This window comes from Paenibacillus sp. FSL R7-0198, assembly GCF_038000415.1.
In the GTDB taxonomy this organism is placed as follows: domain Bacteria; phylum Bacillota; class Bacilli; order Paenibacillales; family Paenibacillaceae; genus Paenibacillus.
The window spans coordinates 5265939-5286654 of sequence record NZ_JBBOCB010000001.1 but is presented as its reverse complement, the minus strand read 5'-3'; the positions used below and the strand labels follow the sequence as shown (position 1 = coordinate 5286654).

Here is a 20716-nt window from a genome sequence, read left to right as displayed (position 1 = left end):
GATATCACCTGTTTAATTCAAATTTGGTTCATGCAATGACACTACTCAGTACTAAGTTATATTAAAGAAAATTCAGTTCAATGTCAACTCGCGCATGTCTACCCGCCAAACAGAATATCCAGAATAGTCCCTACCTGCCCCTGTTTTTTCCCTTTCAAGACATCCGGATCAAATACTTCAACATACCCGCAGGAAGCACAAGCCACGAACAGGTAATGGTTATGCTGTATATCAAACATCTTGCTCAGGCCTGCTCCTGACATGGAAACTTCCTTAATGTTACAATCCGTGCCTCTGCATTTTGTACACACAAATCGCCGCTCGATCATCTCTTCAATACTCATCTTTGTTCCCCCTTTATGGAATGTGTAGCATGAAGTGAGAGTGCAATTATGTAAAATAGTACGCGATCTGGCATCTAATCTCCTGCATCATGTCCTTATATTATAATCAACACAAAGCCCTGCCGATTGCCAGCAGGGCTTTGTAGTCGAACATCAGGTATCTGGGATACCCTGCTCTATATGTTCCCTTTACTTGCAGGGAGTCAAATCTTAGACTACGTTTAATACAACATCAATGTTGCCACGTGTCGCTTTGGAATACGGACAGAAATCATGTGCCTTGCGGGCCAGATCTTCTGCTTGACTGTGATCCACCCCAGGCATACTCACGTCCAGGCGAACAGATAATTGAAAACCGTCATCCGCTGGGTCTTTACCAATGGATACGTTACTTGTAACGACCACATTCTCCAATTTCACACCTGCTTTACGAGCAACATTGGCAAGGGCACTCTCATAACATGCTCCATATCCAGCTGCGAAGAGCTGCTCAGGGTTGGTACCTTCACCACCGGAACCTCCAAGCTCTTTCGGCATTTTCAAATCATGTTTGAGCACGCCATCCGAAGAAGTTACTGAACCTGTACGTCCACCTTTAACTGTCGCTACTGCTGTATATAAAGCTTCCATTAAGAATCTCTCCTTATCCATTTAGTTTTTACTGCCTTCCTTTCAATTTAAACTTCTGGCTCATTTTGAAACGCATTTTAGTTCTTTATAAGCTTTTACAACTTTATTATTTTCATGCATTTCAACGCCATGGCTGTATTTTTCCTAAGGTTGGGTAATATACGAAGGGGCATCTTCAAATTAGAACCTAAATTTTGTGTTAATACATAAAAGTTGCACTAGACAAAAATTATTGAAGGAGTACAATGTAACAATAAACATAAAAATTTAGATATATCATGCGTGGTTTGTCCCGCATCAATATTACCAAATCAATAATTCAAAGTCAGGTGATTATCGTATGAGTAAAAAAAATCCGTTCAACGCTCCTTCAAGAGAATCATTGTCTACTGCGGGCATGGCCCCTTCGCTTGGAGAAGCACATAGTTCCATGAAAGTCCCGCAGAATGCTGCATGGTGGAAGAAATTCCTCGCCTTTGTAGGCCCAGGATACCTCGTTGCCGTAGGTTACATGGACCCCGGGAACTGGGCAACAGATATCGCAGGTGGCTCACAGTTCGGGTATACCTTGTTATCCGTTATCCTGTTATCGAACCTGATGGCCGTTGTACTTCAATCATTAGCTGGAAAGCTCGGCATCGTTACTGGACGGGATCTGGCCCAAGCCTGTCGTGAACGATTCAGCATGCCTGTTGTCATGATGTTATGGATTCTGTGTGAACTCGCCATTGCAGCTACCGATCTGGCTGAGGTCATAGGTTCTGCCATCGCGTTAAAGCTGTTATTTAACATCCCCATGTTATACGGCGTGATCATCACCGCAGTTGATGTACTCCTGATTCTTGTACTGCAAAACAAAGGATTCCGCGCTTTGGAAACACTTGTCATTGTGCTGATGGCGACCATTGCCCTCTGCTTCGGGATTGACCTTTTCCTGGCAAAACCGGATATGGGCGGTGTTCTCCATGGTTTTGTACCAAATGTTGAGATTCTACAAAACCCGGCTATGCTCTATATCGCCATTGGTATTATCGGAGCAACCGTGATGCCGCATAATCTGTACCTGCATTCTTCCATTGTGCAGACCCGTCAGATTGAACAGACACCACAGGGTAAAAAAGAAGCTATTCGGTACTCGACCATGGACTCGACAATCGCACTGACACTTGCCCTGTTCATCAATGCGGCCATCCTGATTGTATCTGCTGCTGTATTCCACAGTGCTGGTATGACACAGGTTGCTGAGATCGCAGATGCGTACCATCTGCTGACACCTCTATTGGGTACTACGGTTGCAAGTATTCTGTTCGGTGTGGCGCTGTTAGCATCAGGCCAGAACTCTACCCTTACAGGTACACTCGCCGGGCAGATTGTTATGGAAGGTTTCCTGAACATTCGAATTCCCGCTTGGCTGCGCAGACTGGTCACACGTCTGATCGCCATCATCCCGGCGGTAATTGTCACAGCCATTGCAGGAGAACATGGCACAGAAGAACTGCTCATTTTGAGCCAGGTCGTGCTGTCGCTTCAATTGCCCTTTGCTGTAATTCCCCTGGTGATGTTCACGAGTGATAAAAAAAGCATGGGTGCATTCGCCAACAAATTGTGGCTCAAAATCATCTCATGGGTCATTGCCGCGATTATCGTTGTGCTGAATGTATATCTGATCATTCAGACGATTCGGTTATTCTAATCTCGTTCTTATTGACCAAATACTAAAAAGGCTGATCAACTCCGGTATTCAATACCAAGTTGATCAGCCTTTATTGTTGCAGTACTGCAGCGTGTTTCCTTTTATAGTAAAACGCTAAACTCTAATAAACAATTATCTAATCCTGATTGGGCACCAGTAACGGCAGGAGTTCATCCAATGAATTAACAGTCCAATCCGCACGTTCCTCATCCGATCGGTCTGGCTGGAATCTTCCGTAACCCTGCATAATTCGAATCGTAAGCATGCCCAGCTTCCGAGCAGGTATAATGTCGTTATCGATCCGATCCCCAACCATGACGGCTTCCTCCGGTTCACAGCCGGCCTGTTTCAAGGCTACAGCGTATAACTCAGGGTCTGGCTTGGACACACCTTCTTCAGCAGAACAGGCCAGAACATCAACATACTTCCGCAAGCCGTAGCTCTCCAGTCTCTCTTCCGTTCCAGGACTCTGATTGGCAATAATGCCAATGCGATAATGCCGTGACAACTGCTGAAGAACGGAATCCGCTGAAGGAAAAGGACGTTCAAGATCTTTTTGAAACTTCAACTTGTCCTGAATCTGTTTCTGGTGTCCCTCGTCTTCAACGAATGTGCGAATCGCCACTCTCATAGGCCATTGCTCATATTTCTGGTAACAGTTCGCGAACAGTTCGCGTACCGCCTCAATTGTCACCGGATACCCCAAAGCACAGGCTTCACGGACGAACTGTCCGATAATATCATCAACCGGCTCCCATTCATCCACCAGTGTATCTCCAACATCAAAAAACAACCACTTTAATCCACCCACATCCGGCACGCCAATTCCTCCTTGTAAGCCACAGGCAATCTAAAAGTTCGTGTTCAAAAAGTCTTGAACTACCTTTAAAACCATAAAAAAGAAGACTCACCATCTTGCATGAGTCTCCTCAAACTTCCGTTTATCGATACATTCAATTATAACAGGCACCTTACACCTGAGCAATCACAAGCTATGGCATTAACCATTGAGGAGAAAGCCAACTTCCCCATTGAGCGAATATACAATCCGGTCTGCGCCCATGCCCCGATAGATGCCCTTAGGATGACTCTGCTCCGTAATGACGCACAGGGATTTCGATGTCCATGAACGGCAGATCTGTAAATAACGACAGGTTAGATTCAGGCTGTTCTCGAAAATAAACACGTTGCCTACGCTGCCCTGCGGCAAAAACCATTTTTGAGCTGCAGCCGTATTCATGCGAATGACATGTTCGACTCCGATTCTACGGAGTCTGCGCTCTTCCCCTGCACTGTTGGTTAGAACGGCAAACGGCATTTTTTTGTACATTAGTAATTTGATAAATTTGCGTCCTGCTTCATTTGGAGCAGTCACTAAGATCATCTCAGTATCCATCATTCGTTCCTCCCTTGGCGTGAAAAGACAACAAAAAAGAAGCGTGGGGGACCAAGGCCTCCCGAACGCTTCTTAAAGAACCCATGGCGAAAACGCCATGAACCAGCGTACGGCTTGTTGCCTCTCCCTTTAACGCTTACGAGGTTAGCTGACGGATTCGGGCGCGAGAGTCGCCCTATTTCCGGCTGTCACCGGAAAATTCACCCCATGAATGCCTACTGTCCTGGACAGCGCATTCTGTTGGTTCCCCCGTTTTCCACTCATCAATGAATGGAAACTCAGCGATTAAAACATCGTTCGTATATCTTAAGGATAAGATCGAGCGATATTATCGTTTGTTTCGTTTTTCAGGTACAATTTAGTTTAAATTGAAATTACGTTATGAATCATACACCCGTGCCATGATGGTGTAAAGTCCGCACAGATCACCGAATCGACAGATTTTCGGCAATACTCACATATAATAGCGCTTACAACAAGGTCATACTCTATCCATCTCTTTAAATCTATCTAATTCTCACTCTGACGAAAATCACTTCGCAATTCATTCACGTATTCTGCACAACTTGCCTGTTTTGGTGCTTTTAACACCATATTAGTTTTGCAATATTTAATTGCAACCAATATAATAGAAGATATAAGAGTAAATAAATGGAGGCGATTTAGATGACAGTCTACGATTACAAAGTGAATACCCTTCGCGGTCAAGAAGTTGAAATGTCCGACTACCGTGACAAAGTGCTCCTGATTGTGAATACGGCAAGCTCATGCGGACTTACCCCTCAATTCAAAGGTCTGCAAGAATTGCAAGACAAGTTCCAGGATGCGCCATTTGAAGTCCTTGGTTTTCCAAGTAACCAGTTTGCACAGGAAAAAGGTTCTTCCGATGATATTGCCGAGTTCTGTCAGATGAATTATGGCGTAAGCTTCCCTATGTTTGAGAAAATTGATGTGAACGGCTCAAGCGCTCACCCTCTCTTCCAGCACCTTAGCACAGAAGCTCCTGGCCTGCTCGGCTCCAAAGCAATCAAATGGAATTTCACCAAATTCCTTGTGGATCAGAACGGACAGGTCATTAAACGGTATGCTCCCAAAACAACACCGGACAAGATTGAAGAAGATATCAAGAACTTGCTGCAAAAATAATACATTGGCCACCCGTAGCCGGAAGGTAGAGCACCATTGCCCCGGTATGGATGGCCTTTTTTCTCAACTTTGATGTCAGACTGTTAAAAAAACAAAAAAAAGAAGCTTTCCATTAATGGAAAGCTTCTTCTTAATCGTTCATATGATGCGGTCGAGAGGACTCGAACCTCCACGGGCATACGCCCACTACCCCCTCAAGATAGCGTGTCTGCCATTCCACCACGACCGCATGTCGTAAATAATCGGCAACAGAATTGATTATACCGGGTTCAGAACTAAAAGTAAAGTATTTTTTAATACTTCTTTTACAGCTAGGCATTTTCCACAAAAAACGCATATTCTCGTCATCTTTACCCATGAACTGCATACATTAGATTTGATCCCCTCCTTTCCGGATTGAACTGATCTTATTGATTCATTTATATCTAGTCCTCCCTGCACTTCGCAGATATTTAACCTTATATGTTATATAAAATAACACAAATATTGAATCCCAGATTTAATCCATTAAATTTCACGGATACTATTGACAAAAAGCGGACATTTATGGGATGATAACTATCATATAATTCGGATTTTTAAACATAAAGCAAACAAAAAGGAATATAAATGTCACTTTAAGTGACATTTAACGAACACAGGAGGCGAATGATTGTGAACCGTGGGAATAAGCTGCTCGATTATGTCAAACTGCTTGATTCCTCTATTCAGGTTGGAGGGTTCACCCATTCCTTCGGCATGGATATCCATATCAGGGAGGGTACCATTCGTAATGCTGAAGATCTCGAATCATTCATGCGTTGTCAGTTGCATCCGAGCATCGTTCGTCTAGAAGGCATGGCCATCAAAGGCATCTATACCGCAGCAGATCACAAGGATACATGGCGGATAGCTCTAATCGACAAGCTCGTTCATGTTCAGCGAACCCCTGGAGATCTCAGAGAACAAGCTGCCGCCATGGGTAAACGATTGATCAGACTTGCACGCGCTCTGCACCCCTGGATTGAATTCAGCCAGCTCGAACAGATCTTTGCCAAATACGATTCGGTTGGCTGCCTCTCCACTGTTCACGCCTGGATTAACCACCACCTCGACATCCCGGTCGAGGAGGCGGTCCTTGGTTACCTGCATTCAGCCATGAATGCCTGCATAACCGAAGCCTCCAAAGTCATTCCCCTGAACAACGATACAACCAAGGATCTGATGGTCCGCCTGGCCACAGATCTGGAGAATGAATGGAAGACCGTCAGCGCCTCGGCTGCGGATGGACTGGCACAGCCAACCTCGATGTCCATGAAATCATTTTTTCCCAGTTTCCATATGCTTGGAGCTGGACTTCATGCCTACAGGGCCTAATCCTCTTCCTCCTCATACCTGCTCCCCTTTATTCAGACAAACTAAAAAACACGCGGCAACCTCCTTGCCGACGTGTTTTTTGTCATTTTATTTGTTTTATTTACGTATTTACGCCATTTATCATCAAAAAATACACTTTTTTCCGTCTTTTTTAATTGTTAGATGACGAATTTACGTATATAATGAAACATACAGCTCGCATTTCTATATATTTTACATGAAGAAAGGGCGGCTGAATACTACATTCTAATCAGGGGTGAACCCTTTTGAACAAGAAAAAACCAGTTACTCCGTTCGGATGGGCCATCAAACGACGGCTAACCGAACTTCAAGTGGACCAGAAGACCTTTTGTGAACAGCATGGCATCCCACCCTATCGTTTATCCAATCTCATTCACGGCACACGCAAAGCAACCCGATTCAGGCACCTGGTCGCTGATATTTTGGATATTCCAGATGAACTGAGATAAGATTTCTGCCAAAGGAGGGTCCTATCCATGAGACATGTTACATCCGATCTGGAGAGGCTGTCGTTCCAGTCCATACGTCACCAACTCATCATCATTGATCACAATTGGATTATCCAAAGTTGTAACCGTGCCTGGCAACAAGGACTCGGTCAATGCTCACCATCCCCGGATACACACAGTAATCATAGACATTACCTGCATCTGACGGAAGCCTGGGCAAAACGAGGCAAGAACGCTAACATGGCACTTGTCGCACAGAATTTGAAAGAACGCGGAATACCCTTTAATCGAAATCATACATATGACATCTGCGTGTATACTGTATACAATGAAAAGAGGTGGTTTCGTGTAGAACTCACCCCTCTATCTTATGCAAATTCAATTCAGGATACCGATCTCGCTTTGATTGCACACATGGATATTACCGAACAGAGAAAGACAGAACACCAATTGAAGAAGGCATTGTCTGAAGTGCGCACATTGCGCGGACTGCTGCCTATTTGCGCCGTCTGCAAACAAATCAAGGACGAAGAGGAACACTGGAACTCCGTTGAGAGTTATCTGGAGAAGCATACCCACGCCGAATTCACCCATGACATCTGTCCGGAATGCATCCGGCGGTTATATCCCAAATACTCGAATATCCTGGACAAGCGTTCCTGAAACCTCTCCACTCGCCACACTAACTACAACTACACGGAGAGATGATGTTCAAACTGCGACATATCCAATTCTTGCGGTGTCCCATGCAGGGTTATGGCCCCTTTGTCCATGATATAGATGTAGTCTGCGGCACTCCGTACAAAATCAATACTCTGCTCTACCAGCAGAACCGAGAGGTTCCCCTTTGCCTTGAGCTGCAAAATAACCTGCCGAATGTCCTCCACGATAGAAGGCTGGATGCCTTCTGTCGGCTCATCAAGGAGCAACAACCCCGGACGCGAAGCCAATGCCCGAGCGAATGCCAACTGTTGCTGCTGTCCACCACTCAGATCCCCGCCCTGCCGTCCATACATCGTCGCAAGTACTGGAAACATCGCCAGTACATCCTCCGGGAACGTTTTTACTCCCGGTGCACTTGTCTCCAGACCAAGCAATAAGTTTTCTTTCACCGTAAGCTGCGGGAAAATCTCCCGCCCCTGCGGTACATAACCGATCCCTACCCTTGCCCGCTTGGCTGTGTCCAAAGTGGATAACTCCTGGTTTTGCCACTGAATACTGCCCTTGCGTGTTTTGAGCAGCCCCATTAATGTTTTCATCAACGTTGTTTTCCCTACACCGTTACGGCCCATCAGACACACCACCTGTCCAGGCTGTACATCCAGGTTCACACCACGAAGCACATTGCTTTCCCCGTAGCCGGATTCAATTCGTTGCAGCGACAGCATGGTCATCCCTCCTTTTGCCCAGATACACTTCTGCCACTTTCGGGTCTGCCTGTACCTCCGCCATCGTACCTTCCTTCAGCAGTTTCCCTTCATGCATCACCGTTACCTTGGCTGCGAACTCTCGCACAAACTCCATATCATGCTCCACCACCACAACCGAGCGTTCACGCGCAATCTCTTGCAGAAGTCGCCCGGTCTTGTGTGTTTCTTCATCCGTCATGCCTGCGGCTGGTTCGTCCAGTAACAACACCCGCGGCTCCTGCAGAAGCAACATGCCGATCTCCAGCCACTGCTTCTCCCCATGTGATAACGCTCCTGCACGAGCATCAACGCGGTCTTGCAGACCAATCTGGAGGGTAACATGCTCCATGGCAGCACTCATTTTCCCATATCTCCGAATGCCAATGGCTTGCAAAGGGGAACGGCGAGTCTCCGCCGCCAGCGTCAGATTCTCCTGTACCGTCAGACCCGCAAAGATCGATGGCGCCTGGAATTTGCGTCCCACCCCTTTGCGAACAATCTGGTGCTCCTTCAGTCGTGTTAATTCCGTACCATCCGCCATCTTTACCGAGCCGGACATCGGTTTGGTTTTACCGCATATCACATCCAGCATCGTGGTTTTCCCCGCACCATTCGGTCCAATCAGAAAATGCAGGTCATGTTCATGCAGCTTCAGATTCATGCCTTTAACAGCAACGAACCCACCAAAGGCCACCGTAATGTCTTCGGCTACCAACACCGCTGATTCCTCAGTAGACTTCAGGTTTTTCCCGAGTGACTTGGACATGCGCACTCTCTCCTCTCCGCTTCAGCAAACGAACGATATGACGATATACACCTACAATTCCGTTTGGCATGAACAAGACTACTGTTACAAAGAGCCCGCCAATGACAAACAGCCATCCTTCGGGATAAGCCTCACTTATGCCTGTTTTGGCTGCATTCAGCACCACTGCTCCGATGACCGCTCCAATAAGCGTACCGCGACCACCCAGCGCAACCCACAGGACCATCTCAATGGAGGGCACAATCCCCATCATCGATGGCGAGATAATACCCACCTGAAGAACAAACAACATGCCCGCGATGCCTGCAAGCGCACCGGAAAAAGCAAAAGCCAGCGTTTTATATCCTGCCGGATCATATCCGAGGAATCGTACCCGATTCTCCCCATCCCGCGCAGCTTCGAGCACTTGGCCGAACCGACTGTTCACCATTCGACGACAGAGCATATATGCGATCACCAGAACAGCAAGCGTTATATAGTAGAGAGCAATCGTCGTTCCAGCGGAATGAAGTGTAAAACCAAAGATCGAATTATATCCGGTAATGCCATTTGTTCCACCCGTCCATTCCTGTTTACCAACAAAGAGTGTTACCGTAATAAGAACCAAGGCTTGAGTCAGGATGGTAAAATAAACACCGGTGATCCGGTTACGGAACGTAAACCACCCCAGGGCAAAGGCAAGCAATGCCGGAAGGGCTATCCCCAATAACAGCGCCACCGGGAAAGAGCGAAATGGTTCCCAGAACCATGGCAGACCACTGAGACCACTCCATCCCATGAAGTCAGGAAGCATTGCTCCACTGGCCTGAAGCTTCAGATACATCGCCATCGCGTATCCACCTAGCCCAAAGAACACACCATGCCCAAGACTCAACACACCCCCATAACCCCAGATCAGATCGAGACCAATAGCCAGGATTGCCAGCGCCAAAAACTTGGCTAACAGACTCAGACGAAACTCCGTGGAGATCAGTGGAGCAAGACACATCATGATGAGTACAACCGCCCAGATAATCCTCATTTTCAGACTGCCAGTCTTGAGTAAAGCGGACATGAACTAACCCCCTTTTTCACGTTAATCGAGACTCCGTGTGCGCATCGCGACCAAGCCGCGTGGTTTCCATTGCAGGAAAGCAACGATACATACAAACACAAGCACCTTACCAATGGAGGCCGAGGTATAGGTTTCGAATAGCGTGTTGAACATACCAATCCCCAATGCACCACACACGGTTCCGACCAATTTTCCCACACCACCCAGGACAACGACCATGAAGGCATCCACAATATAATACGTACCAAGTGAAGGACCAATCGGACCAATGAGCGTTAATGCACAGCCAGCAATTCCGGCAATGCCCGAACCAATCGCAAAGGTCATGCCATCCACCCGTCGGGTCGAAATCCCAAGACACCCTGCCATGCTCCGATTCTGCATCACAGCCCTCATTCGTCTTCCGGAAGATGTTCGATAGATATAGAGATACATACACAACAGCACAACCGCAACCAGTGCGATAATGAAAATTCGTTTATACGGAAATACAATACCATCCGAGATCGCCAATCCCCCATTGAGCCAAGCCGGACTGGATACTCCCACATTTGGTGCTCCGAATATTGTACGGGCCAGTTGTTGCAGCATCATGCCTACACCCCATGTCGCAAGCAGACTGTCCAGCGGCCTGCCATACAGATGTCTGATCAGCACCACTTCAAGCAACCAGCCAATCAGAGCCGCTACAATGAACGCAATCGGTAGAGCCACAACAAAGTAGGCACCAAACCACGCCGCTGGAGCATAGGACATAAACAGATTTTGTGTTACATACGTTGCATATGCACCGATCATGATCAGTTCACCGTGAGCCATATTGATGACATTCATCAGCCCAAACGTTACTGCAAGCCCCAATGCAATCAACAACAGAATTGAACTGATACTCAGACCGTTGAACATCTGCAGGATAAACATATCCATCGCTATCCCCTCCTCCATACCGTGACTCTCGACATTTCACAACTTAAATTAGCGGCAGCAACACTTCTCACATCACATTAACGCTTTACCGCGATGTGGTGAGAGGATGTGTTGTCACACCCTCGTTTATGTGTCGGCTGCTTTGAAGCGAGTTGCCTGTTTTATTGCGAGGTTTCTATGTTATTTAGCGCTGAGGGAAGCTCCCCATTCATACGTTTTCAGATAAGGGTCCGGCTTGACAGGCTCACCAGAATTCCACAATTCCTTGAACTGCCCATCTTCCTGCACCTCACCGATCCGTACGGTTTTGTAGATATGCTGATTCTCTCCATCCACGGTTACCTTACCTTCCGGGGCATCAAACTCCAGACCCTTGGCAGCTGCCTTCACCTTCTCTACGTCGGTTGATCCTGCTTTTTCCACCGCCGCCTTCCAGAGATAAACCGCCACATATCCCGCTTCAATCGGATCAGCTGTCACTCGATCAGCACCGTATTTTTCTTTATACTTGGCAACAAATGTTGCATTCTCAGGTGTATCCGTTGTCTGATAATAATTCCACGAAGCCAGATGTCCCTTCAATACATCTGCACCGATGCCACGGATTTCTTCCTCCGCCACACTCACCGAGAGGGTTGTCATCTGATCCGAGGAGATTCCGGCATCCTTCAATTGTTTGAAGAAGGCCACATTGCTATCTCCGTTCAGCGTATTGTATACAATATCCGGCTTCGCAGCTTTGATTTTGCTAATGATGGTACTATAATCGGTATGGCCCAGCGGTGTGTACTCCTCACCCACTACTTCGCCGCCTTCTGCTGCGAGTTGTGCCTTAATGACCTGATTGGCCGTTTTTGGGAATACATAATCTGAACCGAGCAGATAAAACGTCTTGCCCCTGTTCTCCAGTAACCAGGTTACAGATGGAACGATCTGCTGATTCGTTGTTGCTCCTGTATAAAAAATGTTTGGCGATGATTCCAATCCTTCGTATTGCACCGGATAAAACAATAGACCTTTGTTCTGTTCGAACACCGGGAGCATCGCCTTCCGACTCGCAGAGGTCCATCCGCCAAATACTGCAGCGACCTTATCCTGTTGTAGTAGCTTCCCAGCCTTCTCCGCAAAAGTAGGCCAATCCGAAGCGCCATCCTCAATTACAGGCTCGATCTGTTTACCCAAAACTCCGCCCGCGGCGTTGATCTCTTCAATAGCAAGCATCTCGGCATCTTTAACAGATACCTCACTAATCGCCATCGTTCCGCTGAGAGAGTGAAGAATGCCAACTTTAATCGTATCACCGGAGGCAGCCGGCTCTCCTGTACCACCTGAACCCGAAGCTTCAGGCGGCGCAGTGCCCTCCACACATCCTGTCATCACAATGACCACACCGAGCAAAATACTCCATAACTTGACCGACCTCTTCTTCAATAGCCTACACTCCCTTTTTTTAGTCTATTGACGAACATTAAGGTCATTTGCGTCCGAAATGTTCGTTGATCCAAATTATGGAGGGTTACACTCTTCATGTCAATATAGCTTACATAATTTTATTTCATGCCTACTCGTTTCATGCATACTGCTAATATGCCTTGAAGCTTATTGACAAAGGATTCACCCTGTGTGAGTATATTTAACATATAACATGATCCATGAACATATCAGACATTATAAGCGAAAGGTCGGATTGCCTTGCACTGGACTGAGCAGGAAAAGGAAAAACTCCTGATTACCGTGGCCGCTAACCTCGCCCGTGAACGAAGAGCACGCGGACTCAAGTTGAATGTTCCCGAAGCCATCGCCTTGTTGACCTCCGAACTGATGGAACGAGCACGGGATGGAATGAGTGTTGCCGAATTAATGAGATACGGAGGCACCATCCTGACACGTGAAGACTGTATGGATGGTGTTCCCGATATGATTCCTGAAGTACAGGTAGAAGCCACATTTCCTGACGGTACGAAACTGGTTACTGTACACGAACCTATACGCTGAGAAAGGCAGGAGAAACCATGATTCCTGGTGAATACCGTTTGAAGCCAGATGACGACATCATCTGTCATCCGGATCGTTTAACCCTACGACTCATTGTCCTTAACCGCGGCGACCGCCCCGTCCAGGTCGGCTCTCACGTTCACTTTTATGAAGTTAATGCAGCACTGGACTTTGATCGCACGTCAGCTTTTGGACATCGCCTGCACATTCCGGCAGGCACCGCAGTCCGCTTCGAACCTGGTGAAGAGAAACCTGTTGAACTCACAACCTTTGGCGGCAAACGCCAGATTCACGGGTTCAACGGATTAACCGAAGGCTCTGCGGATCAAGCTCCTGATCCACTGAAACTGGAGGCATTCCTGAAGACGTTCTCCCCTCCCATACAAGATGGGGGTGAACCTTCATGAAACGAATGAGCCGTGAACAGTACGCGTCCATGTTTGGACCGACAACCGGCGATGCCGTAAGACTTGCAGATACCGAACTATGGGCAGAGATTGAACATGATTATGCCGTATACGGAGATGAGAGCAAGTTCGGGGGCGGCAAGGTTATCCGCGACGGGATGGGCCAGTCTACGACTGCTCTGCGAAGTGACGGCACTCCTGATACTGTTATCACCAACGCTATCATTATCGATCATTGGGGCATTGTAAAAGCGGATATCGGCATTCGGGATGGTCACATCTGCGCCATTGGCAAATCCGGTAACCCGGATACAATGGATGGCGTTCATCCCGCACTGGTCATCGGTGCTTCCACCGAAATCATCGCCGGTGAAGGCATGATTGTAACTGCTGGCGGCATTGATACCCATATTCATTTCATCTGCCCACAGCAGATTCAGACTGCATTATCCTCCGGGGTCACGACCATGATCGGCGGCGGAACAGGACCCGCAACAGGAACCAAAGCCACCACCTGCACACCAGGAGCCTGGCACATCCACCGGATGTTAGAATCGGCAGAGGCTTTTCCCATGAACATCGGTTACCTTGGCAAAGGCAACAGTTCCAGTACCGCACCTTTAATTGAACAGATTGAAGCTGGGGTAATCGGCCTGAAGCTGCATGAAGATTGGGGCACTACGCCGAGCGCTATCGATGCTTGCCTTACTGCCGCCGGGGAACATGATGTTCAAGTCGCTATCCACACCGATACACTGAACGAAACCGGATTTCTCGAAAACACCCTGGCTGCGATCAACGGCCGGACGATCCATACGTACCATACGGAAGGCGCTGGTGGCGGACACGCACCGGATATTATCCGGGCCGCTGGGGAGTCCTACGTTATCCCCTCATCAACCAACCCAACACGGCCGTACACACGCAACACCGTAGAAGAGCACCTTGATATGTTGATGGTGTGTCACCATCTGGACCCTTCCATCCCGGAAGATGTCGCTTTTGCCGATTCACGGATTCGTCCAGAGACAATCGCAGCCGAAGATATTTTGCATGATCTTGGCGTGTTCAGCATCATCAGCTCCGATTCACAGGCCATGGGCCGAGTGGGCGAAGTCATTATCCGTACGTGGCAGACAGCCGACAAAATGAAAAAACAGCGCGGTAAACTTGAACTCAACCCGGATTCACCCTCCGATAACGATCGGATCAAGCGATATGTCGCCAAATACACCATCAATCCAGCGATCGCTCATGGAATCGGACACCTTGTCGGTTCAGTGGAAGTTGGAAAGCTGGCCGATCTAATCGTATGGAAACCGGCCTACTTCGGTGTTAAACCTGAGATTGTCATTAAGGGTGGCATGATTACATTCGCCCAGATGGGTGATCCCAATGCGTCCATCCCGACACCTCAGCCCGTATTTGGCAGACCCATGTTTGGAGCTTATGGGAGCGCCATTGCCAGCGGATCCATCACCTTTGTCTCCCAAGCCGCAGCAGATGCGGGGATCAAAGAGTCATTGGGCCTGAAAAAACGGGTTGAACCCGTCAAAGGCTGCCGCTCAGTAAGTAAAAAAGACATGATTCATAATGACGTCACCCCTGTCATTGAAGTCGATCCCGAAACCTATGAGGTACGCGCCGACGGCGAGCTTCTCACCTGTGAACCCGTAGACGAGCTGCCTATGGCTCAGCGGTACTTTATGTTTTGATAGGAATACGGATTAGCTGATAAGGGGGCACTCATGATGAATAGTGGCACGAAGTTACTTCGTTATGTTCAACTGCTGGATTCAGCCCTGCCCATCGGTGGTTTCTCCCATTCCTTCGGTCTGGAGGCTTATACGCATGATAGCACCGTGCAAAATACCGCGCAGCTTGAACAGTTTATTCGCAGTCAGCTTCATTCCAGTCTTGTGCGACTCGATGGTCTTGCCATCAAAGGCGTCTATCAGGCGATAAAACAGCAAGATGCCGCTCTACTTGCTCTGTATGACAAACGTGTCCACGCCCAGCGCTCCCCTCGGGAACTCAGGGAAAGCGGCCACAAAATGGGAAAGCGACTGCTCAAGCTCGCCCGTTCACTCTATCCATGGATGGACTTTTCCCTGATTGATAAGGCCATCCGGGAACATGGCGCGTATTGCGGCATCACGACCATTCACGGTTATATCAACTATCAGTTGGAGATTGAATTGGATGAAGCCGTTACCGGGCATCTGTATACCTCGGTGAACGCTTATGTGAACAGCGCACTTCGCCTGCTGCCCATCGGACAAACCGAAGCGCAGATGTTGATTCAGAAACTGCTTGATGATATCGAAGCGGAATGGGCGCTCATTCGGGAAAATGACCCGGAAGATATGCACAGCTTCGGAATCGCCCAGGAAATCTACGCCATGCGGCATGAGACCTTACCCGCGCGGCTGTTTATGTCTTAACTACAACTTTTATCTAACCAAGGAGGAATTGTTATGTGTGGAGGAGCTAATCATACGCATCATCCAGAGTGGGAACGTAAGGCATTTGATCGGAGTCGTCCGATGCGAATTGGAATTGGTGGACCGGTAGGCTCAGGTAAAACAGCCCTGGTGGAGAAGCTGTCCAAGGCACTGCGTACACGTTATAGCCTTGCTGTCATCACGAATGACATTTATACCAAGGAAGATGCCGAAATCTTGCTGCGTCAGAATGCATTGGCACCAGAGCGCATTATCGGCGTAGAGACAGGCGGATGCCCGCACACGGCTATACGTGAGGATGCCTCCATGAATTTCGAAGCGGTTGACGAGTTGATTGAACGTTTCCCGGATCTGCAACTGATCTTCATCGAGAGTGGCGGCGACAATCTCTCTGCTGCATTCAGTCCGGAACTGGCTGATGTGTTCATCTACATTATCGACGTTGCCCAAGGAGAGAAACTCCCTCGCAAAGGCGGTCCCGGCATCACCCGTTCAGATCTGCTGTTAATTAACAAGACCGACCTCGCTCCTTACGTTGGAGCAAGCCTGGAAGTGATGAAAAATGATACCGAGCGGGTTCGCGAAGGCCGCCCTTACGTCATGTCTAATCTAATGAGCGGTGAAGGTGTATCCGAGATTGTCCACTGGCTCGAACATCAATACATGGATGACGATGCTTCCGCTGCACATCTGCATTCACATAGCCATGAACATGGCACTCACTCGCATTAATTCATCTTCTGTCCCCACGGGAACAGAGATAAATGGGAATGAAAGTGCAGGTGCGCCCGTCACACGCCGCAGCGAGCTTCGGGCCACCTTTGCCTTTCAAGGCGACCGGACTGTCATGACTGATCGTTATTACAGCGCACCACTCCGGTTTAGCCGATCCTTTCGACCTCCCGGAGGCGGAACCGAATTATGTGTGTACACGTCAGACGTCTCGCCCGGAGTTCTTAACGGGGATCATTATCATTCCGAGTGGGAATTAGGGGAAGGCACCCATGTCATGCTGAGCAGCACATCCGCTACCAGGCTTTATCCTACACCTTCCATTCCCTCATCCGTTAATCATCACTTTCGGTTGGGAAAAGGGGCCACGCTGGAATACTTCCCTGAATGTGTCATTCCCTTCAAGGGAAGTTCTTCTTCGCTCACTGTAACCTTTGAGCTGGAAGAACAGGCAATCCTGGCCTATGCAGATATCTGGTCTGCCGGACGGATTCATCGGGGAGAAGCGTTCCAATTTGAGCGTTACCGTAGCTTGACGGAGATATGGCAAGGTGAACAACTGGCTGTCTGGGATCGATTCGGACTCGAACCGGATACCGATGATCCCAAACACTCCGCGTCTCTCCTTCACTATACCCATACCGCTGCGTTGTGGATGATCGCACCGGGGCTTGGTACTGCGGAGTTGGAGCAAGTCAGATCCGCGCTGCCACCAGATGGACGGATGCTCGCAGGTGCAAGTTTGCTGGCAACCGGAGGCATCGGCGTTCGACTCCTTGGCATGGCAGCTTGGGAGCTTCAGGAGCAGTGTCTTCAGATCTGGAACACACTCCGCCCCCATCTGCTGGGCAAAGAAACTCTTGTCTTTCGTAAATAAGGGCATGAAGCATGCATGGTTAATACAAAAAACCTCTGAACTGTCTCCGAGTGTGTTCGGATTAGTCCAGAGGTTTTTGTACATTCAGTCTATGGATGCTGCTCATATCACTTACGCTTCGTTTTCCTCAGAATCGTTCTCTGATTTGTTCTCAGGTTTATAGCGATAGTCGCCTGCATCCTTACTTTCTTTCGATTTGCGGTAACGGGTGAACTCAATATATTCGCTGATAAAAGACTGTTCCACAGTCGATAATTCACTTTCTTGGCAATTCAATTGCCGCAAAACGTCAAAAAAATAATCCTCCCGTTTTTCCCGAACCATCGCTTCCTTCGATGGACGTCCAATCATGAGCCAGTCGAGGCTCACATCAAAAAACGAAGCAATCTCAATTAATTTATTCGTACTCGGAATAGACTTGCCACGTTTCCAATCACCCAGATTGCCTGTGCTAATCTTCAGCTGTTGGCAGAAAGCCTTCTTGGTCATTCCTCGTTCGGCAATCAGGTGTTCAATTCGCTCATAGATCGACTGCATACAAGAACCGCCTTCCAACCGTAATAATCAACTCATCTGCTTGAATTATACCACATTATTCCTGAATGCTCAGCCTTTATATGCCTGGCACAGAATGATGTATATCGTATAACACAAAGATAGACTCCCATGAATGATCATAGAAGTCTATCTTATATTGTTGCTGTGATGCGGTCGAGAGGACTCGAACCTCCACGGGTATACACCCACTACCCCCTCAAGATAGCGTGTCTGCCATTCCACCACGACCGCATATTCAATTGTAAAAATGGTGAGCCATGAAGGGCTCGAACCTTCGACACCCTGATTAAAAGTCAGGTGCTCTACCAACTGAGCTAATGGCTCTTGCTGTAAACTTCACCGGATGTGCCATGCTTCATTCTTGTCTATAAGAGCAATGACTTTGAGGATTACTCATCGAAAATGTAGATCTCATGAGGTGGTGAAGATATGACCCGTAGGGGATTCGAACCCCTGTTACCTCCGTGAAAGGGAGGTGTCTTAACCCCTTGACCAACGGGCCTTAATAACAAGTTGTCTTTCTTGGCGACAAGAATGAGTATACCACAGGACAATTTGAACTTGCAATACTTTTTTTAAAATTTATTTTTCAAGCCTTTTTGTCTATTGCGTACTGTTCTTCAGAGCCCCGTTATTCGCCACCTCCCCTATTCATGCCAATATCATCACTGTGCAGGAACAATGTAAATCATTCATTAAAACACTTATAAAAACTTATGTTCACTTATAATATTGCAAACCACATTAAGAATACTTATAATTAAAGTATCAGTATAAGTACGGTCATCCATACACTCGGAGGTGACATGTTTGTTTCAAGAAGAACGAATGCAGCTCATTGTTGAACATCTACGCAAACACAATCGCATCTCAGCCGATGATATTGTCTCCTTGTTTGATGTATCACGGGATACTGCACGCAGGGATCTGATTAAGCTTGAGGAACAGGATGCCATTATCCGAACACGTGGCGGCGCGATTCTCCCCCCTCCTCCGCAAGAATTCAGATCCTACAAAGACCGTTTACTCGATGTATCTGAGGAAAAGAGGGCCATCGGCAAACTCGCTGCGGCCATTGTAAGGCAAGGCGAGATCATTATTCTGGACTCTTCCACGACTGTGCAGGCCTGTGCCGAGAACTTGAACGGCAAATCCTGTACCGTCATTACTAATTCGATTCATTCCGCTGATCTTCTCTCCAATCACACTGCTGTCCAGATTCGTTTGCTCGGAGGCAAAGTAGATAAGGAACAACGTTATGTCTACGGTACCTCTGTTATCGAGACCCTCTCCCACTATTATGTAGATAAAGCCTTTATCGGTATTGGCGGTATCACCATGGATGGCTTCAGCGCTTCCGAAGAGGAAGGGAAAATTAAACACCAAATGATGAAAGCTGCCAAGAAGGTTGTTGTTCTTGCAGATCAATCCAAGTTCGATAGACGTTATGGTTATCGTTTTGCCGACTGGTCATTGGTGGATGTATTGATTACGGATCAATGGCCAACCAAAGAATGGCTTGTTTTTCTAGCCGAACAACAGGTTGAGATTCTCATTCCTGAACCAACAGATGATAAGGAGTTGTAAATATATGAAATTATTTGCCACAGATTTAGATGGAACTTTGTTGAACATAGATAGCCAGATTAGCCCGGAGAACGCCGCAGCCATCCAAAAGGCCCAGCAATCCGGTATGAAGGTTACCATTGCTACAGGACGCGTCTATTCCGATGTTGTGACCATCAGCCGCGAAGGCGGAATCAAAACCCCAATTATCGGCTCTAACGGAGCGACAATTCATGATGCAGACGGTGAACGTTTATTCCATCTTCCGCTTGAGCGTGATACAGCAGCTTCCGTCATGCAGTGGTTGGAAGATCATGATGTCTATTATGAGGCTTCAACGCAACAAGGCATCTATGCCCCGCGTAGCAGTCATGAGACCTTGCTCGCCGAGATGGAACGTGTTCTTGGTTCGAACCCTGGTGAGGACATTGCACGCATGATTCGCTCCATCAAGAAACACTATGACAAAAAAGACTACCACCGCGTAAACAGCCATCTGGAAATTCCGGCAGAAGCCTACATCTATAATATTATGGCCTTCTCCATGAATCCGGACAAAGTAAAGACAGGACGAGAATACTTCGCTTCCCGATCCGATGTCGCCATGGTTGTATCCTTTGAGCATAACTTCGAAATGCAGCACCCGGACGTATCCAAAGGTAATGCCCTCACCAAACTGGCGGCTCACCTGAACATCTCCATGGAAGATACAGTAGCGATCGGTGATAACTTCAACGATGTCTCCATGTTAAAAATGGCAGGACTCGGCATCGCCATGGGTAATGGCGAACCCGAAATCCAGGCATTAGCCAAAGCCATAACGCTGACCAATGTGGAGCACGGTGTTGCCCATGCCATCGAGTGCCTGCTTGAGGGTAAACCTGTGGCTCGTCCGGAAACGATTGTCGGAGAAGGTCAGTAATTG

23 protein-coding genes, 4 tRNA genes and 1 riboswitch are annotated in these 20716 nt (G+C 47.8%); of the genes, 13 read left to right on the top strand and 14 right to left on the bottom strand.

What is annotated here, in order from left to right; genetic code table 11:
- Positions 1–98 precede the first annotated feature (98 nt).
- Both MKY87_RS22930 and MKY87_RS22925 read right to left on the bottom strand, forming a co-directional pair.
- The gene (locus MKY87_RS22930; protein ID WP_036610816.1) at positions 99–344 is read right to left on the bottom strand and encodes a zinc ribbon domain-containing protein; all 246 of its coding nucleotides are present in this window, start codon (positions 342–344) and stop codon (positions 99–101) included.
- Positions 345–554: 210 nt separating this feature from the next.
- Positions 555–974, bottom strand: a complete 420-nt coding sequence (locus tag MKY87_RS22925; protein WP_017690005.1) for an organic hydroperoxide resistance protein — start codon at positions 972–974, stop codon at positions 555–557.
- Between the two features lie 397 nt (positions 975–1371).
- Between MKY87_RS22925 and MKY87_RS22920 the strand changes: the two genes are divergently transcribed.
- On the top strand, positions 1372–2667 hold the full coding sequence (locus tag MKY87_RS22920) for an Nramp family divalent metal transporter (RefSeq protein WP_036669231.1): 1296 nt from the start codon (positions 1372–1374) through the stop codon (positions 2665–2667).
- A 136-nt stretch (positions 2668–2803) separates the two neighbouring features.
- Here MKY87_RS22920 and MKY87_RS22915 read toward each other — a convergent pair whose 3' ends face one another.
- Both MKY87_RS22915 and MKY87_RS22910 read right to left on the bottom strand, forming a co-directional pair.
- Positions 2804–3487: an HAD family hydrolase gene (locus tag MKY87_RS22915; protein WP_340966331.1), complete on the bottom strand. Its 684-nt coding sequence runs from the start codon at positions 3485–3487 to the stop codon at positions 2804–2806.
- 180 nt (positions 3488–3667) lie between these two features.
- The gene (locus tag MKY87_RS22910) at positions 3668–4066 is read right to left on the bottom strand and encodes a hypothetical protein (RefSeq protein ID WP_235193755.1); all 399 of its coding nucleotides are present in this window, start codon (positions 4064–4066) and stop codon (positions 3668–3670) included.
- 115 nt (positions 4067–4181) lie between these two features.
- Positions 4182–4357, bottom strand: a riboswitch (cyclic di-AMP (ydaO/yuaA leader).
- 372 nt (positions 4358–4729) lie between these two features.
- Here MKY87_RS22910 and MKY87_RS22905 point away from each other — a divergent pair.
- A complete protein-coding gene (locus tag MKY87_RS22905; RefSeq protein ID WP_036610823.1) occupies positions 4730–5209 on the top strand; it encodes a glutathione peroxidase in 480 nt (159 codons plus the stop codon).
- Positions 5210–5355: 146 nt separating this feature from the next.
- Here MKY87_RS22905 and MKY87_RS22900 read toward each other — a convergent pair.
- Positions 5356–5438: transfer RNA gene (locus MKY87_RS22900), tRNA-Leu, on the bottom strand.
- Positions 5439–5863: 425 nt separating this feature from the next.
- On the opposite strand from MKY87_RS22900, the gene MKY87_RS22895 reads away from it, so the two are divergent.
- The 3 genes from MKY87_RS22895 (at position 5864) to MKY87_RS22885 (ending at position 7698) form a co-directional block, all read left to right on the top strand.
- Positions 5864–6565, top strand: coding sequence for an urease accessory protein UreF (locus MKY87_RS22895; RefSeq protein ID WP_162158974.1), 702 nt, complete (start codon positions 5864–5866; stop codon positions 6563–6565).
- A 266-nt stretch (positions 6566–6831) separates the two neighbouring features.
- Complete coding sequence (locus MKY87_RS22890) at positions 6832–7035, top strand: hypothetical protein (RefSeq protein ID WP_017690011.1); 204 nt, start codon at positions 6832–6834, stop codon at positions 7033–7035.
- A 27-nt stretch (positions 7036–7062) separates the two neighbouring features.
- Positions 7063–7698, top strand: coding sequence for a hypothetical protein (locus MKY87_RS22885; RefSeq protein ID WP_339785515.1), 636 nt, complete (start codon positions 7063–7065; stop codon positions 7696–7698).
- Between the two features lie 29 nt (positions 7699–7727).
- Here MKY87_RS22885 and urtE read toward each other — a convergent pair whose 3' ends face one another.
- From urtE to urtA, 5 genes are all read right to left on the bottom strand, one after another.
- Positions 7728–8423: an urea ABC transporter ATP-binding subunit UrtE gene (urtE, locus tag MKY87_RS22880; protein WP_340966329.1), complete on the bottom strand. Its 696-nt coding sequence runs from the start codon at positions 8421–8423 to the stop codon at positions 7728–7730.
- Positions 8401–9210 (bottom strand): urea ABC transporter ATP-binding protein UrtD, encoded by an 810-nt coding sequence (gene urtD / locus MKY87_RS22875; protein WP_101314094.1) that lies wholly within the window; start codon positions 9208–9210, stop codon positions 8401–8403. Before urtD ends, urtE begins: the two co-directional genes overlap by 23 nt.
- On the bottom strand, positions 9173–10264 hold the full coding sequence (urtC, locus tag MKY87_RS22870) for an urea ABC transporter permease subunit UrtC (protein WP_340966328.1): 1092 nt from the start codon (positions 10262–10264) through the stop codon (positions 9173–9175). Before urtC ends, urtD begins: the two co-directional genes overlap by 38 nt.
- 21 nt (positions 10265–10285) lie before the next feature.
- Complete coding sequence (urtB, locus tag MKY87_RS22865; RefSeq protein WP_036610830.1) at positions 10286–11191, bottom strand: urea ABC transporter permease subunit UrtB; 906 nt, start codon at positions 11189–11191, stop codon at positions 10286–10288.
- 180 nt (positions 11192–11371) lie between these two features.
- On the bottom strand, positions 11372–12622 hold the full coding sequence (urtA, locus tag MKY87_RS22860; RefSeq protein WP_091033636.1) for an urea ABC transporter substrate-binding protein: 1251 nt from the start codon (positions 12620–12622) through the stop codon (positions 11372–11374).
- A 261-nt stretch (positions 12623–12883) separates the two neighbouring features.
- On the opposite strand from urtA, the gene MKY87_RS22855 reads away from it, so the two are divergent.
- Genes MKY87_RS22855 through MKY87_RS22830 form a run of 6 tightly spaced genes read left to right on the top strand, consistent with a single transcriptional unit; the run spans position 12884 to position 17667 of the window.
- Complete coding sequence (locus MKY87_RS22855) at positions 12884–13186, top strand: urease subunit gamma (RefSeq protein WP_076209470.1); 303 nt, start codon at positions 12884–12886, stop codon at positions 13184–13186.
- 17 nt (positions 13187–13203) lie between these two features.
- A complete protein-coding gene (locus MKY87_RS22850) occupies positions 13204–13593 on the top strand; it encodes an urease subunit beta (protein ID WP_017690018.1) in 390 nt (129 codons plus the stop codon).
- Positions 13590–15308, top strand: coding sequence for an urease subunit alpha (gene ureC / locus MKY87_RS22845; RefSeq protein WP_340966323.1), 1719 nt, complete (start codon positions 13590–13592; stop codon positions 15306–15308). Before MKY87_RS22850 ends, ureC begins: the two co-directional genes overlap by 4 nt.
- A gap of 33 nt (positions 15309–15341) precedes the next feature.
- Positions 15342–16037, top strand: a complete 696-nt coding sequence (locus MKY87_RS22840; protein ID WP_340966320.1) for an urease accessory protein UreF — start codon at positions 15342–15344, stop codon at positions 16035–16037.
- 33 nt (positions 16038–16070) lie between these two features.
- Positions 16071–16790 (top strand): urease accessory protein UreG, encoded by a 720-nt coding sequence (gene ureG, locus MKY87_RS22835; RefSeq protein WP_017690021.1) that lies wholly within the window; start codon positions 16071–16073, stop codon positions 16788–16790.
- Positions 16771–17667: an urease accessory protein UreD gene (locus MKY87_RS22830; protein ID WP_340966319.1), complete on the top strand. Its 897-nt coding sequence runs from the start codon at positions 16771–16773 to the stop codon at positions 17665–17667. The genes ureG and MKY87_RS22830 overlap by 20 nt, the downstream gene beginning before the upstream one ends.
- A gap of 111 nt (positions 17668–17778) precedes the next feature.
- Here the strand turns inward: MKY87_RS22830 and MKY87_RS22825 are convergent, their stop codons facing one another.
- The 4 genes from MKY87_RS22825 to MKY87_RS22810 all read right to left on the bottom strand — a co-directional run bounded on the left by MKY87_RS22825 (position 17779) and on the right by MKY87_RS22810 (position 18727).
- Positions 17779–18204 (bottom strand): helix-turn-helix domain-containing protein, encoded by a 426-nt coding sequence (locus MKY87_RS22825; protein ID WP_036610863.1) that lies wholly within the window; start codon positions 18202–18204, stop codon positions 17779–17781.
- A 169-nt stretch (positions 18205–18373) separates the two neighbouring features.
- Positions 18374–18456, bottom strand: a tRNA-Leu gene (locus tag MKY87_RS22820).
- A 17-nt stretch (positions 18457–18473) separates the two neighbouring features.
- Positions 18474–18549, bottom strand: a tRNA-Lys gene (locus tag MKY87_RS22815).
- 106 nt (positions 18550–18655) lie between these two features.
- A tRNA-Glu gene (locus MKY87_RS22810) sits at positions 18656–18727 on the bottom strand.
- A 308-nt stretch (positions 18728–19035) separates the two neighbouring features.
- Between MKY87_RS22810 and MKY87_RS22805 the strand changes: the two genes are divergently transcribed.
- Both MKY87_RS22805 and MKY87_RS22800 read left to right on the top strand, forming a co-directional pair.
- Positions 19036–19812, top strand: a complete 777-nt coding sequence (locus MKY87_RS22805) for a DeoR/GlpR family DNA-binding transcription regulator (protein WP_338592181.1) — start codon at positions 19036–19038, stop codon at positions 19810–19812.
- A gap of 4 nt (positions 19813–19816) precedes the next feature.
- The gene (locus tag MKY87_RS22800) at positions 19817–20713 is read left to right on the top strand and encodes a Cof-type HAD-IIB family hydrolase (RefSeq protein WP_338592179.1); all 897 of its coding nucleotides are present in this window, start codon (positions 19817–19819) and stop codon (positions 20711–20713) included.
- The last annotated feature ends 3 nt before the right edge of the window (positions 20714–20716 follow it).

Excerpts from the sequence above, each read along its gene's own strand:
- MKY87_RS22930 (WP_036610816.1), bottom strand. The coding sequence starts at position 344 with ATGAGTATTGAAGAGATGATCGAGCGGCGATTTGTGTGTACAAAATGC.
- MKY87_RS22925 (WP_017690005.1), bottom strand. The coding sequence starts at position 974 with ATGGAAGCTTTATATACAGCAGTAGCGACAGTTAAAGGTGGACGTACA.
- MKY87_RS22920 (WP_036669231.1), top strand. The coding sequence starts at position 1,372 with ATGGCCCCTTCGCTTGGAGAAGCACATAGTTCCATGAAAGTCCCGCAG.
- MKY87_RS22910 (WP_235193755.1), bottom strand. The coding sequence starts at position 4,066 with ATGATGGATACTGAGATGATCTTAGTGACTGCTCCAAATGAAGCAGGA.
- MKY87_RS22905 (WP_036610823.1), top strand. The coding sequence starts at position 4,730 with ATGACAGTCTACGATTACAAAGTGAATACCCTTCGCGGTCAAGAAGTT.
- MKY87_RS22885 (WP_339785515.1), top strand. The coding sequence starts at position 7,063 with ATGAGACATGTTACATCCGATCTGGAGAGGCTGTCGTTCCAGTCCATA.
- urtE (WP_340966329.1), bottom strand. The coding sequence starts at position 8,423 with ATGCTGTCGCTGCAACGAATTGAATCCGGCTACGGGGAAAGCAATGTG.
- urtD (WP_101314094.1), bottom strand. The coding sequence starts at position 9,210 with ATGTCCAAGTCACTCGGGAAAAACCTGAAGTCTACTGAGGAATCAGCG.
- urtC (WP_340966328.1), bottom strand. The coding sequence starts at position 10,264 with ATGTCCGCTTTACTCAAGACTGGCAGTCTGAAAATGAGGATTATCTGG.
- urtB (WP_036610830.1), bottom strand. The coding sequence starts at position 11,191 with ATGGATATGTTTATCCTGCAGATGTTCAACGGTCTGAGTATCAGTTCA.
- MKY87_RS22850 (WP_017690018.1), top strand. The coding sequence starts at position 13,204 with ATGATTCCTGGTGAATACCGTTTGAAGCCAGATGACGACATCATCTGT.
- ureC (WP_340966323.1), top strand. The coding sequence starts at position 13,590 with ATGAAACGAATGAGCCGTGAACAGTACGCGTCCATGTTTGGACCGACA.
- MKY87_RS22840 (WP_340966320.1), top strand. The coding sequence starts at position 15,342 with ATGATGAATAGTGGCACGAAGTTACTTCGTTATGTTCAACTGCTGGAT.
- ureG (WP_017690021.1), top strand. The coding sequence starts at position 16,071 with ATGTGTGGAGGAGCTAATCATACGCATCATCCAGAGTGGGAACGTAAG.
- MKY87_RS22830 (WP_340966319.1), top strand. The coding sequence starts at position 16,771 with ATGGCACTCACTCGCATTAATTCATCTTCTGTCCCCACGGGAACAGAG.
- MKY87_RS22825 (WP_036610863.1), bottom strand. The coding sequence starts at position 18,204 with ATGCAGTCGATCTATGAGCGAATTGAACACCTGATTGCCGAACGAGGA.
- MKY87_RS22800 (WP_338592179.1), top strand. The coding sequence starts at position 19,817 with ATGAAATTATTTGCCACAGATTTAGATGGAACTTTGTTGAACATAGAT.